The organism is Halococcus thailandensis JCM 13552 (genome assembly GCF_000336715.1).
GTDB classification, from domain to species: Archaea; Halobacteriota; Halobacteria; order Halobacteriales; family Halococcaceae; genus Halococcus; species Halococcus thailandensis.
This window is the reverse complement of sequence record NZ_AOMF01000155.1, coordinates 163,190-176,135: the sequence shown is the minus strand read 5'-3', so window position 1 is coordinate 176,135 and position 12,946 is coordinate 163,190. Positions and strand designations below refer to the sequence as shown.

The window sequence follows — 12,946 nt, the reverse complement described above, 5'->3', positions numbered from 1 at the left end:
GCCGACCGCGGCGTTTAATCGCCCGCCGCCCGGACCCGACGCATGGGTGAGGCGAACGTCGAGGAACCGGGCGGGACGAGCGGGCCGGACGAGGAGGCCTACTCGGGGCTGTTCGGTGCGATCCCGTACGCGTTCGGATCGAGCCGGTCGTGGCTGTTCAAATCCTACGTCGTCGTCGGCGGGCTCGTGGCACTGCTCGTGGCGATCCTGATGACGCTCTCGCTCGTCACGCTCGTCTCGCGGACGGCGACCGCCGGCGGCGGGTCGCTGACGCTCTCACGGGCGTTTTTCGTGCTCGTCGGACTGTTCATCGTCGGCCCGCTGCTCGCACCGGTCCTGTTCGTCGCGCGCCGCCATCGCCGCGTCGGCGACAGGAAGCGCTACGACACGAGCCTCGCAGTCGCTGGCTACCTGTTCTTCGTCGCGCTCTACATCGGCCTGGTGATCACGATCCCGGCCGGTGAGCGGGAAGCGGTCAGCGGGTCGCTCGCGGGCGTCGTCGAGTTCCTCTACGCGCTCCCACAGCTCTGGGGACTGGTCCCGCCGGTCTGTGCGGCCGTCGGCATCTATCTGGTCCATCGGCTCATGCGGTGACCGCCGCCCCGAACTGAAAGGGTCAATCGGATCGCGCTCGAACAGTGAGTATGCCGACCGAGAGCACGTTTCTCGTCACGCACGCCGACGACGAGTCGGCGGTGTTGCACGATACGGCCGACGGACAGGTCCACACGCTCGCGGCGAACCCCGGTCTCGACGCGGACGACGCGATCGAGGGGACGATCGCGCCCGCCGGACCGATGGAGCTCGCGTGGGAACTGATCGAGATGGATGCACGGCGCCCGCTATCGACCGAACACAGCGAGGAGCCACCCACGAGTCAGGAGCACGAACTTGCGGACGCACAGGAAGCAGGCGAGCTGACGACCCGCGAGCGCGCCGGTGTCGGCGAGATCCACGTGCTCACGGTGCCTGCAGAACGCGTCTCCGAGGCGGTCGACGACGTGCTCGACGACGAGGCGACGCTCGTGCGCGCGGCCCGACTCGGCGTGAACCGGGTCGAAGTGCGTTCCGATGCCGAGGCGGGCGTCGTGGCGGTTCGATATCTTCCCTGAGCGAGGGGAGAGTGAGAGGAAGAGAGGAAATGAAGAGGAGAAGAAGGGATTCCAGCAACAGAAAGCTTATTCCACGGTGTGAGAGACGGGAAACGATGAATCGACGAGGGACGCTGGCGTGGCTGCTCGTCGCGGTCGTCTGTCTGTCCGCGCTGGGTGCGTTCTCGGCGACGGTCGCGAGCCAGAGCGCCACGGTGAACGAGACCGGACCGAACGACGAGCGGGCGGACGCGATGGAGCTCCCCGAGCGGACGTTCGTCGAAGCCGATACGAAGGACACCGACGACGACTGGTACGAGTTCGAGGCGAACGCCGGCGAGGCGATCAGGGTGACCGGTGGTTTCGGAGCCGAATACCCGACCGTCACGCTGCACGGACCGAACGGCGAGCTCGGCACCGGGACGGCGGGCGGCACCGAGGACGCCGCCATCATCGGTGCCGTCGCCCCCGAAGACGGGACGTACTACCTCGAAGTCACCCACGAGACCGAGTTCGAGGCGCGCTACTCGGTGGCGGTCGCGACCGCCGCACAGGACGAGTTCGAGCGCGGCGAGCAGGGAGCCACGGTCGTTGAGCCGGGGAAGACCTACAACGCGACGCTGTTCGAGCAGCGCGAGGACGTGTTCGCGGTCGAGGCGAGTGCGGGCGAGACGATCACCACGACCGCGCGGATAACCGATCCTGGGGCCGAGTACGGCCAGAACGTCGCCGTCTCCCTCTTCGACGGTGACGGCAACCGCCTCGATCCCACGAGCGGGCGCAATCACACGAACACCTTCGCCACCGAAACGACCTCGGAACAGCAGTTCACCGTCCCCGAGTCCGGAACGTACTACGTCCACGTCGCGTCGGCACGCTCCGTCGTCGGCGTCACCGGCTTCACCGGCTACGAGCTGACCGTCGACACGAGCGGCGGATCGAGCGACGGATCGTCCGATGCCTCCGCACTGACGATCGTCGGCGGCAGCCCGGAGGACAAGGTGAGCTACCGGATCGGCTACGAGGGAACCGTCGAGCGCAGCGGCGAGAGCCACGGTGCGCCGATCGCGGACAGACACGTCACCGTCGACCCGGACGTCGACGAGATCGGTGACGCGCGCGTCGACGGACGGCTCGGCGGCGGTGGCGACGCCTATCTCGTGACGGGCGAGATCACCGGTCTCGAGATCGACGGCGACGCGGAGATCTATCTCGATGGCGAGCAGGTCGATCCGGCGCGGTTCGGTGGCGTCGCCGACGAACGAACACCGACGCAGACTGCGACGCCCACACCAACCGCGACGGCGACGCCGACGGCAACCCCGACGACAACGCCACCCACCGAGACGGCGACACCATCGGCGACCGCGACGACGACAGCGGGTACAACCGACGGGCAGACGACGAACGCGACGAGCAAAGGGGAGATACTCGGCGGGGCCGAGACCGACACGGAGACGACGAGTTCGGGCGGTCCCGGCTTCGGGATCGCCGTCGCGATCGTCGGGCTGCTCGTGGCCGCGCTGGTCGCGACGCGGCGCGAGTGAGCGGGCGGAAACATACAAACGTTTATTCGCGGGCCTTCCGGACCGCAGGACATGGCTGCGCTCGACGTACCGGCAGTCGATTACACCGACTATACCGACCGCCAGCTCGCCGCGATCCCGCTGGCGGTGCTCGTCCTCGCGCTCGCGGTTCTCGGCGGCTGGTTTCTCATGACCGGCGCGCCGGTGACGCCCGGCATCGAGTTCACCGGTGGTACCGAACTCCAGGTCACGACGGGAGCGGGTCAGGCCCAGATTCAGGACAGTTTTGCCGCTCTCCCCGCCGTCGACGGTCAGCCAACCGTCACGCCGACCGCGGGCGGCAACACCTTCATCGTCACCACCCAGTCGACCGACACCGACGCGCTCACGTCGGCCGCCGAGTCCGCGGGCTACACCGTCGAATCCGTACAGGAGACCTCCGCGAGCTTCGGCTCCGACGTCCAGCAGCTCGGGGTGCTGGGGCTGGCGGCGGCGTTCGTCGGCATGGCGCTGCTCGTGTTCGTGCTCTTTCGAAGCCTCGTCCCCTCGGTCGCCGTCATCCTCTCGGCGTTTTCCGATATCGTCGTGCCGCTCGCGCTGATGAACCTCTTCGGGATCGAGCTCTCGCTGGGCACGGTGGCGGCGCTGTTGATGCTGATCGGTTACAGCGTCGACTCCGACATCCTGCTCAACAACCACGTGCTCAAGCGCCGCGGTGATTTCTACGAGAGCACCTATCGCGCGCGACGCACGGGCGTGACGATGACGCTCACCTCCATGTCGGCGATGGCGGTGATGGCGGTCGTCGCCTCGAAGTACGTCTTCAACATCCCCCTCCTCTCGCAGGTCGGGGTCGTGCTCGTGATGGGGCTCGCCGTCGATCTGATGAACACCTATCTGCTCAACGTGAGTCTGCTTCGCTGGTACAAGTTCGAGGGGATCGCGCGATGATCCGTGAGAACTGGCGCATCGGCCTGCTCGTGATCTTCGTCCTCGCGGCCGCCGTCGCGCTGTTCGCGCCCGGCCTCGGCGGTGGCGTGGCGGCGAACGCGACCGACGGCAACGTCACGACCGGGCCGACGAACCTCCAGTACGGGCTCGATCTCTCCGGCGGCTCGCAGATCCGCGCGCCGCTGTCGGGCCTCACCGCCGAGGGCGTCGACGTCGGCCCCCGAGGAGGAAACAACCTCACCGGACAGGTCGCGAGCGAACTGAACGTCTCGACGACCGACGTGCGGGTGCGCCCCGGCAACGGCAGCGCCACCGTCGAGGTCTACTCGGGCAACGTCTCCCAGCGCGCGTTCGCGAGCGCGCTCCAGTCGGCCGGCTACGACATTCAGCGAAGCGACGTCAGCGACGGTCTGACCAAGGAGACCTACGACACGGCCGTCGAAGTGCTGAGCAACAAGATCAGCGAATCCGGCCTCTCCGGCGGCTCCGTTCAGACGGTGTCCTCGGGTGGCGAACGCTACGTCAGCATCGAGGTGCCGAACCAGAACCGCTCGGAGCTCAGAGAACTGGTCGCCGATCAGGGTCAGGTGAAGACGATCGCGTACTTCACCGTCGAGGGCAATCGAACGCCGAGCTACTGCGAGGGTCCTGTCGGAACGAACGCCAGCGGCAACGGTAGTGCGAACGGGACCGGCCCGACCACCTGTAACGTGACCGCGCTGCCGAGTCAGCAGTCGTTCCAGGACGTGCGACCCGTTCAGCAGGATCAGAGCGGCCGACCAGTCGTTCCGGTGACGCTCACCGAGGAAGCGGCCAAGCCGTTCACCGAGAAGATGCAGCGGTTCGGCTTCGACGACCCGTCGAACCGCACCTGTGGCTACGGTCGCGGCGGTGGCGGCCACTGCCTGCTGACGGTGCGTGACGGCGAAGTCGTCTACTCGGCAGGCGTCGACCCCGATCTCGCACGGAGTTTCGCCAGCGGCGAGTTCGTCGACGACCCGGTCTATCAGACGTCGGCACAGAACGCCTCACAGGCTCAGGGGCTCCAGGTCGACCTCCAGGCGGGTGCGCTGCCCGCGCCACTCAATCTGAAAGAGGGAACGAGCCAGTACATCCTGCCGAGCGTCGCCCAGCGGTTCAAGGGGCTCTCGCTCGTCACGGGGCTCGTGGCGGTGCTCGCGGTCAGCGTGGCGATCTTCGTCAGATATCGTGAGCCGCGCGTGGCGGTGCCGATGCTGCTGACGGGGCTCTCGGAGGTGTTCATCCTGCTCGGCTTCGCGGCCACGATCGGGCTGCCGCTCGATCTCTCGCATATCGCCGGCTTCATCGCCGTCATCGGGACCGGGGTCGACGATCTGGTGATCATCGCCGACGAGATCCTCCAGAGCGACGTGAGCACCGGGAGGGTGTTCAAGAGTCGGTTCCGGCGGGCGTTCTGGGTCATCGGCGCGGCCGCCGCGACGACGGTGATCGCGATGAGTCCGCTCGCACTGCTCTCGCTCGGCGACCTCCGCGGGTTCGCCATCATCACGATCGTCGGTGTGCTGATCGGCGTGCTGATCACGCGCCCGGCCTACGGCAACGTGCTGCGCCGGCTGCTCACCGACAACTGAGCGGGCACGGGATCGAATCGACCATCGACGACGCCGGCGAACGGGAGCCTTTTGCACCGACCGCTCCAACCGGGCGCATGGCCCAGTCATCCGAACACCACGGCGAGTGGCCGCTCAAACGGCTGCTGACAGAGGTCGTCGGCTCGGGACACAAATCGGCCGACGACATGACGCGCGCGCAGGCGACCGAGGCCTTCGAGCGCATCCTGGACGACGAGCCCGATCACACGACGCTCGGGGCGTTCTGGCTCGCCAACCGCTGGAAGCGCAACACGCCCGATGAGCTGGCGGCGTACATCGACACCATGGCCGACCGGTCGGTGGAGTTCGCCACACCCGACTGCGATCCCGTCGACTGCGGGGCGAACTACGACGGGAAGGGCCGCTCGGCGATACTGGGGGTCGGTGCCGGCATCGTCGCCGCGGCGGCCGGCACGCCTGTGGTAACACACTCCGGCGATCGCGTCCCCACGCAGAAACAGGACGCCTACAAACACGTTCTCGACGAGTTGAGCATCGAAACCGATCTCGCACCCGCCGAGAGCGCCGACATGGTCGACGAGACGGGCTTTGGCTTCTACTACCAGCCGAACTTCAACCCCGGTGTCGCCGACCTCGTAGAGCGCCGCGACACGATGGGTGTGCGGACGTTCGTCAACACGATCGAGACGCTCGCCAACCCCGCCGACGCCGACGTCCATCTCGGGAGTTTCTACCACCTGCCCTACGCGAAGCGGATCATCGACACGTTCGCGGCGAGCGAGCGCTACGGGATCCCCCGCGTGGTGATGTTTCAGGGGATGGAGGGGTACGACGACATCCGGCCCGGGTCGACGACGGTCGCCGTGGGTGAAGACGACGAACTCGACGATTTCGAGATCGAGACCGACGAGTACGGCATGGATTTCGCCGAGGAAGACCTCGAAGTCGACGACGTGGCGACGGACTCGGCGGCGATCACCGAAGCCGTGCTCACGGACGATCGGGAGGACCAGTTCGCCGACGCCATCGCGCTCAACGGCGCGTTCCGCATCTACGCCCGCGAGGACTGCGACTCGCTCGACGAGGGGCTCGCGATGGCACGCGAGGCTATCGCCGACGGCAGCGCCGAAGCGGTGCTCGACGAACTTCGAGCCTTCTGAGCCGTCGGAGTCGGCAGGGTTTTCCATCGCGCCGTCGACGTGCGGATATGACAGACGCGACGCTGCACACCAATCGCGGCGACATCGAGGTCGAACTGTACGACGAGCGCGCGCCGCGCACGGTCGAGAACTTCGTCGGGCTGGCGACCGGCGAGCAGGAGTGGGAAGACGGCGGCGAGACGGTCGAGAAACCGCTCTACGACGACGTGGCCTTCCACCGCGTCATCGAGGGGTTCATGATCCAGGGTGGCGACCCCGACGAGAGCGGTCGCGGCGGCCCGGGCTACACCTTCGACGACGAGTTCCACGACGACCTGCGCCACGACTCCGCAGGAACGCTCTCGATGGCCAACTCGGGCCCCGACACCAACGGCTCGCAGTTCTTCATCACGCTCGATTCCCAGCCCCATCTCGACGACCGCCACGCGGTGTTCGGCGACGTCACGGACGGGATGGACGTCGTCGAGGAGATCGGCTCCGTGCCGACCGACGCCAACGACCAGCCCCAAGAAGAGGTCGTCCTCGAATCGGTCGAGATCCACGAGTAAACCGACAGACGAAACCGCGGGGAGGGTCTCGTTCGACTATGGCCGACGATCCCGTCGATCCGAGCACCATCGGCGAGCGCGACGCTCCACCCATATCGGAGAAACCCTACAAGATCGTCTTCGAGGCGAACAAGTGCATCGCGGCGGGCAAATGCGCCGAGGTCTCCGACAACTGGTCGATGAACATCACGAGCGGGATCGCCGAGCCGGCATCGTATTTCATCACCGAAGCGGAGCTCGACGACAACATCGAGGCGGCCGAGGTCTGTCCGGCGAAGAAGGATCGCGGCGTGATCCACGTCGTCGACCGCCGGACGAACGAGGAGATCGCCCCCGATCCCGACGGCGACGGCACGCTCTCGGTCGACTGGTGAATCGAAACGGGTTTTCGCACGCGGGCGAACGCTGAACTGCGCGAGGGTGGCCGAGTCTGGCCAAAGGCGGCGGGCTTAAGACCCGCTCTCTCAGGAGTTCATGCGTTCAAATCGCATCCCTCGCATCACACCCCCCCCCCCTCGACTCTCCATCGCCCACCACACCGGCGACGGGTTTATCATGGTTCCGCATGACCAGTCGCGTGATGAACTCGGAACTGCTCGCCGGCGACGTCGCCGATCAGCTCGTGACGGCCACCCGGACCGCGACCGGCGACCGGCTCCGCTCGGTGACCTACTTCACCCGCACCGACTACGACCAGCTCTACCTCCGTGGCGACCTCGAACGCGACGCCGACGTGATGAGCTTCATCGGCCACGAGTGGCACGACTTCAAGAACACGCGCAACGCCTACCGGAGCTCCGAGCTCGGCGGCTATCGCCACACCATCAGGGTGTTCGAGAACGGCGATCTCCTGCGCATCACGACCGATCGCAACGGGGTGTTCGTCACCACCGACGGCCTGACGATGAGCGACTTCGAGGCCGTCGCGAGCGCCGTCCTCTCGATACTCGACGACCGCTGACGACGCGCTTTTGCCCGCGAGCACCCGAACGCAACCATGACCGACGACGCGTTCGCGGCCCACGACGCCTACGAATCGGATGAAGGAGAGTACGCGCTCACGACCACGCCGTTCGACGGCCGCGTCGCCGTCGCTGACGACGAGTACCGAGTGTGGGTGACGATGCCGACGCTCGACGCCGCCACCGAGGAACCGGTCGAGGACGTCCTCGAGAATGGGTGGTTCGAGACGCTCGCGCTCCGACTGGAGGATGCCGGCGGTGCGACGCGCGGCGATGTCGAGGTTCCCGAACCGACCGTCGAGCGCCGGAACGGGGAGGTGCGCGTCGAGTGGCTGCTCGCGCACGGCGACGGGGCCCGGGCGGCCGAGGCGGCGAAGGCGCTGGTCGAGTACGCCGAAGGGACGTACGTCGAGGGGATCGTTCCCGGCTACTCCTATCTGCCGCCCGTCGCCGATCTCATCGCGCGCGCCCGGACGGAGGGTGACGGCGAGGGCGAGCGCGGCCCGATGCCGCTTTAGACCGCGCCGACGACGAGATGGCGCACGTCGCCGAGAACGTCGAAATCGGCGAGTGCGACCACCCGATCACCGCGTTCGAGCGAGTCGTCGGCGTGGGGCAGGTCGACCGCCTCGCCCTCCTTCCCGAAGGCGAGGAGTTCGGCCCCGCCGGGGAGTTCGAGCTCGCTCAGGCTGTAGCCGCGCATCGGCGAGGCTTCGGTGACGGTGAACTCGACGAGCTGGAGATGCTGGGCGATGTCGGCGATCGCACGGGTCGAGCCGCCGACGAGGGCGTTCTTCGCGCCGATCGCGCCGAGTCGTTCGGGGTAGACCACCTCGTCGACCGCGGCGGCGTACTTCCGGTAGATCTCCTGGTAGTAGTCGTCGTCGGCGCGCATCACGGTGCGACAGTCGTACGCGTCGGCGATCATGCAGGCGACGAAGTTCGTCGTCAGATCGCCCGTGAGCGCGCCGATCGCGTCCGCGTCGGCGATGCCCGCCTCCACGAGATCCTCCTCGCGACTCCCGTCGCCGTCGAGCACGTCGACGATCTCCAGGCGCTCGCCCCAGAGACGTTCCAGTCGTTCGGGATCGTTGTCGACGACGGTCGCCTCGTGACCCTCCTCGGCGAGCACCCGTGCCGTCCTGAGCCCGACCCGCCCGGCCCCGATGATGACGAATCGCATACTCCCACTACATCATGGTCAATAATAACAGTACGCACGATTTGCTGGGTCGGCCCTCGTGACGCACCGACCCGCTCCCCTCTCCCCTCCCACTCCACCTTGTCCCGCGTGCTTTCGACACCCCAAAGGTCGTTCGGGCGGTAGCGGTGGTATGGTTTCGGTCGCCGACATCGTTGGATTGCTCGTCGTCGTCGGCGTCAACACTGCCGTCGCCGCGCTCGCCACACGATTTCTGCGCGTGCAGCTCACCACTCGCTGGGGCACTGCTATCTACATCGTCGCCCTCGTACCCGCCGTCCAGCTGCTCGTCACGCTCGGACTGACCGGTCCGCTTGGGCTCGGCCCCGATCTCGGCAGTTCGCTCACCGTCGTCAGCGTCGCGGTCGCGCTGCCGTTCGCGCTCGGAGTCGCCTTCGATTACTTCTGGATGCCCTCGCCCGCCGAGGTCGAACTGCCCGAACGCCTCGAACGATCCTAATCGAGCAGTCGATCGAGCGCCGTCTCGACCGCAGCGAGGACGTCCTCGGGCGGCTGACTCGCGTCGATCCTGACGAACCGCTCGGGTTCGTACTCGATGAGTGTCTCGTAGTTCGATCGGACGGCCGCGAGATAGCCCGCCTGTTCGAACTTGTTCGTCGCGCCGCTTCGTGCCGCACCGGTCTCGGGGTCGATGTCGAGATAGATCGTCGCATCCGGCGGGCGCGTCCAGGGCTTGTGCACGCCACGGATGTATTCCATCGGCCGCTTTACCTCCCCTTCGAGCGCCGCGCCCTGGTAGGCGTAGCGCGAGTCCGAGTACCGATCCGAAACGACCAGTTCGCCGTCGGCGAGTGCGGGGCGCACGGTATCGGCGAGGTGGGCAGCGTGGTCGGCGGTGTACAGAAAGAGTTCGGCGAGCGAGTCGGCGTCGGGGTCGTCGATCGAGCGCGCGACCGCCTCGCCGTACCAGGAGTCGGTCGGCTCGCGCGTGAACACGCCGTCGTAGGACGCCCGGAGCGCCTCCCAGACGGTCGTCTTGCCGCTGCCGTCGATCCCCTCGATCGTGACGAGCATGGTCATCGTTCGCCCGCCGACGGGTAAGTCCCGTCTTCCGGTGACGGTAGTTTTAGGTCAACTCGCCGAGTCATTCGGGTATGGACGTACTCGTGACCGGCGGCGACGGCTTCGTCGGACGCTCCCTCTGTGACGAACTGGCGGAACGCGGCCACGACGTGACAGCGCTCTCGCGCGATCCCGACCCGACGGTGTTCGAGCAGGACGTCTCCACCGCCGTCGGCGACGTGACGGCCTACGACTCCATGGTCGAGCAGTTCGAGGGCCGGGACGCCGTGGTGAACCTCGTCGCGCTCTCGCCGCTCTTCCAGCCGCCGAGCGGGACGAGCCACCGCGAGGTCCACCTCCGGGGCACCGAGAACGCCGTCCGGGCCGCCGAGGAGCACAGTGTGGAACGGTTCGTCCAGATGAGCGCGCTCGGCGCGGACCCCGACGGCGACACGGCGTACATCCGCACGAAGGGCCGTGCCGAAGGGGTCGTCAGGGACTCGAGCCTCGACTGGACGATCTTCCGACCCTCCGTCGTCTTCGGTGACGGCGGCGAGTTCGTCTCGTTCACGAAGAAGGTCACGCCGCCGTATCTCGCACCCCTCCCACGTGGCGGGCGCACGCGCTTTCAGCCGATCTGGATCGGCGATCTCGCCCCGATGCTCGCCGACGGGCTCGACGACGAACACGTCGGCGAGACGTACGAGCTCGGCGGTCCTGCCGTCCTGACGCTCGCCGACGTGGCCAAACTCGCCTATCGCGCCGAGGGCAAGCCGGTCTCCGTGCTGCCGGTGCCGATGGGACTGACGAAGCTCGGCATGAGCGCGATCGGCCCCGTACCGATGATCCCGTTCGGCCCGGATCAGGCGCGCTCGCTCGAGATGGACAACGTCGTCGACGAGAACGACATCGGGGCGTTCGGGCGCGGTGAGTCTGAGCTGACGACGCTCGCGTCGTATCTCGGTGTCGAGTAGAGTCCGGCGATCGCAGCGGTCCACGACCACCGGGGATATGACCCTCGGCCCGTAGTTTCCGTATGCGCGTCGTCGTCCCGTTCGCCGCCGAGCAGCCGAAAACCCGCCTCGACGGCTTTCTCACCGCCGCCGAGCGCCGGGAGTTCGCCGACGCGATGCTCGCCGACGTTCTCGCCGCCATTCGTGAGAGCGGCCACGAGCCCGAACTGCTTGCGACCGCACCGATCGACCGCAACGTGCCGACGATCGTCGACGAGCGCCCGCTGACCGCGGCCGTGAACGCGATTCTCGAAACCGACTCCCCCGTCGCGATCGTGATGGCCGATCTCCCGCTCGCGACGCCCGCAGCGCTCGCGAGGCTGTTCGAGGCCTCCGAAGACGTGGTGCTCGCGCCCGGTCGCGGTGGCGGGACGAATGCGCTCGTCGCGCGCCATCCAGACTTCCGCGTCGACTACCACGGCACCTCCTTTCTCGATCACCGCGAGGGTGCCCGTCGTGTCGGCGCGAGCGTCGGCACCGTGGATTCGTTCCGGCTCGCCACCGACATCGACGAGCAGATGGATCTCGCTGAGCTGCTCGTCCACGGGGAGGGTACAGCGCGCGCGTGGCTCGACCGCGCGGGTGTACGACTCGTCCGCGATGAGGGGCGCGTCGGCGTCGAGCGGACCGAAAACGGCTGAATCGGGTCGGAGTTGGGACAACCGTTTAGTTGGACGATCACCGAGTTTCGGTCGCGCGAGCCGGTTCGCGCGCAGTCGGTCGGTGTCGTCCCGTCCCCTCCCGACACCGGCTTCCGGACAGTCTTTTGCCCACCCGCCACGAGGGGCGTCCATGTCCGGTATCGACGCCGCCCTCGCCGCCACCCCGGGCGAGCGCGACTGCCTCCGTTCCGTGGGCCCCGACGACGTCGAGCCCGCCTCGGCGCTGACGTTCGCGCGCAACGTGTTCGTCCCGCTGACGACGGCCTGCCGGTACACCTGTACCTACTGCACCTACTTCGACCCGCCCGGCGAAGCCTCGCTACTGAGCCGAGAAGAAGTCCGCGACGTGCTCGAAACCGGCGCGGACGCCGGCTGCACCGAGGCCCTGTTCACCTTCGGCGACACGCCCGACGCGCGCTACGAACGCATCCACGAGCAGCTCGACGAGTGGGGCTACGACTCGATTCACGACTATCTCTACGCAATGTGCGAACTCGCTCTGGAGGTGGGGCTACTCCCGCACAGCAACCCCGGCGATCTCACTCGCGAACAGATGGCCGATCTCGCGGAGGTGAACGCCTCGATGGGCGTCATGCTCGAAACCACCGCCGACGTCGAGGCCCATTCGGGATCGCGAAAGAAAACGCCCGAACAGCGCCTCGCAACGATCCGCGCGGCCGGCGAGGTCGGGATCCCGTTCACAACGGGGATCCTGGTGGGTATCGGCGAAGACTGGGACGACCGCGCCGAATCGCTGCTCGCCATCCGCGCGCTCCACGAGGAGCACGGTCACGTTCAGGAAGTCATCGTCCAGCCGGTGGCCGAAAACGAGCGCTGGAGCGGTCCCACACCCACCGTCGAGACGCTGCGCCGCGCGGTGGCGATGGCCCGCTACGCACTACCCGACGAGATCTCGGTACAGGTCCCGCCGAACCTCGCGCCCGTCGGTGAAGTCATCGACTGCGGCGTCGACGATCTCGGTGGCGTCTCACCGATCACCGACGATCACATCAACCCGGACTACGCCTGGCCCGGCCTGCGCGAACTGGAGTCGATCGCCGACGACGCTGGCGTTCCGCTGAACGAGCGCCTGCCGACCCACGCGCGCTACGTGGATGAACGCTGGCTCGCGCCGCGGATCGAGCGCGCCATCGACCGCGAGAACGAGGCCGGTGAGCGCTATCGCGCGGTGCTCTCGGCGAGCGACTGACGCG

General features: G+C 67.4%; 16 protein-coding genes and 1 tRNA gene. 15 read left to right on the top strand and 2 right to left on the bottom strand.

Going from position 1 to position 12,946, the window contains the following annotated elements; translation table 11 throughout:
* The first annotated feature begins 42 nt into the window (after positions 1-42).
* The 11 genes from C451_RS10930 (at position 43) to C451_RS10880 (ending at position 8,351) form a co-directional block, all read left to right on the top strand.
* Entirely contained in the window at positions 43-594 is a 552-nt protein-coding gene (locus C451_RS10930; RefSeq protein ID WP_007740527.1) for a hypothetical protein, read from the top strand.
* 50 nt (positions 595-644) lie between these two features.
* The gene (locus tag C451_RS10925) at positions 645-1,112 is read left to right on the top strand and encodes a DUF5812 family protein (RefSeq protein WP_007740522.1); all 468 of its coding nucleotides are present in this window, start codon (positions 645-647) and stop codon (positions 1,110-1,112) included.
* Between the two features lie 95 nt (positions 1,113-1,207).
* On the top strand, positions 1,208-2,638 hold the full coding sequence (locus C451_RS10920) for a PGF-CTERM sorting domain-containing protein (RefSeq protein ID WP_007740521.1): 1,431 nt from the start codon (positions 1,208-1,210) through the stop codon (positions 2,636-2,638).
* A 51-nt stretch (positions 2,639-2,689) separates the two neighbouring features.
* Positions 2,690-3,568, top strand: a complete 879-nt coding sequence (gene secF / locus C451_RS10915) for a protein translocase subunit SecF (RefSeq protein ID WP_007740520.1) — start codon at positions 2,690-2,692, stop codon at positions 3,566-3,568.
* Positions 3,565-5,181: a preprotein translocase subunit SecD gene (locus C451_RS10910; RefSeq protein WP_007740519.1), complete on the top strand. Its 1,617-nt coding sequence runs from the start codon at positions 3,565-3,567 to the stop codon at positions 5,179-5,181. Before secF ends, C451_RS10910 begins: the two co-directional genes overlap by 4 nt.
* A 77-nt stretch (positions 5,182-5,258) precedes the next feature.
* Positions 5,259-6,323 carry an anthranilate phosphoribosyltransferase gene (locus tag C451_RS10905; RefSeq protein ID WP_007740518.1) on the top strand — a complete coding sequence of 355 codons (1,065 nt, stop codon included), beginning with the start codon at positions 5,259-5,261 and terminating at the stop codon, positions 6,321-6,323.
* Positions 6,324-6,370: 47 nt separating this feature from the next.
* Positions 6,371-6,871 carry a peptidylprolyl isomerase gene (locus C451_RS10900; protein ID WP_007740517.1) on the top strand — a complete coding sequence of 167 codons (501 nt, stop codon included), beginning with the start codon at positions 6,371-6,373 and terminating at the stop codon, positions 6,869-6,871.
* Between the two features lie 38 nt (positions 6,872-6,909).
* The gene (locus C451_RS10895) at positions 6,910-7,245 is read left to right on the top strand and encodes a ferredoxin (protein WP_007740516.1); all 336 of its coding nucleotides are present in this window, start codon (positions 6,910-6,912) and stop codon (positions 7,243-7,245) included.
* Between the two features lie 40 nt (positions 7,246-7,285).
* Positions 7,286-7,370 (top strand) — tRNA-Leu (locus tag C451_RS10890).
* An 81-nt stretch (positions 7,371-7,451) separates the two neighbouring features.
* Positions 7,452-7,832: a DUF7522 family protein gene (locus C451_RS10885; RefSeq protein WP_193788308.1), complete on the top strand. Its 381-nt coding sequence runs from the start codon at positions 7,452-7,454 to the stop codon at positions 7,830-7,832.
* Positions 7,833-7,868: 36 nt separating this feature from the next.
* Positions 7,869-8,351, top strand: coding sequence for a DUF5813 family protein (locus C451_RS10880; protein ID WP_007740510.1), 483 nt, complete (start codon positions 7,869-7,871; stop codon positions 8,349-8,351).
* Here C451_RS10880 and C451_RS10875 read toward each other — a convergent pair.
* Entirely contained in the window at positions 8,348-9,016 is a 669-nt protein-coding gene (locus C451_RS10875) for a potassium channel family protein (RefSeq protein ID WP_007740509.1), read from the bottom strand. The two genes, C451_RS10880 and C451_RS10875, sit on opposite strands and share 4 nt — an antisense overlap.
* Before the next feature lie 151 nt (positions 9,017-9,167).
* Between C451_RS10875 and C451_RS10870 the strand changes: the two genes are divergently transcribed.
* Complete coding sequence (locus C451_RS10870) at positions 9,168-9,494, top strand: hypothetical protein (RefSeq protein WP_007740507.1); 327 nt, start codon at positions 9,168-9,170, stop codon at positions 9,492-9,494.
* On the opposite strand, the gene tmk is transcribed toward C451_RS10870, so the two are convergent.
* Positions 9,491-10,069: a dTMP kinase gene (tmk, locus tag C451_RS10865; RefSeq protein ID WP_007740505.1), complete on the bottom strand. Its 579-nt coding sequence runs from the start codon at positions 10,067-10,069 to the stop codon at positions 9,491-9,493. The two genes, C451_RS10870 and tmk, sit on opposite strands and share 4 nt — an antisense overlap.
* A gap of 80 nt (positions 10,070-10,149) precedes the next feature.
* On the opposite strand from tmk, the gene C451_RS10860 reads away from it, so the two are divergent.
* The 3 genes from C451_RS10860 to cofG all read left to right on the top strand — a co-directional run bounded on the left by C451_RS10860 (position 10,150) and on the right by cofG (position 12,942).
* Entirely contained in the window at positions 10,150-11,031 is an 882-nt protein-coding gene (locus C451_RS10860) for a complex I NDUFA9 subunit family protein (RefSeq protein ID WP_007740502.1), read from the top strand.
* 62 nt (positions 11,032-11,093) lie between these two features.
* On the top strand, positions 11,094-11,711 hold the full coding sequence (gene cofC / locus C451_RS10855; RefSeq protein WP_007740501.1) for a 2-phospho-L-lactate guanylyltransferase: 618 nt from the start codon (positions 11,094-11,096) through the stop codon (positions 11,709-11,711).
* A gap of 151 nt (positions 11,712-11,862) precedes the next feature.
* Positions 11,863-12,942: a 7,8-didemethyl-8-hydroxy-5-deazariboflavin synthase subunit CofG gene (gene cofG / locus C451_RS10850; RefSeq protein WP_007740500.1), complete on the top strand. Its 1,080-nt coding sequence runs from the start codon at positions 11,863-11,865 to the stop codon at positions 12,940-12,942.
* Positions 12,943-12,946: the final 4 nt, after the last annotated feature.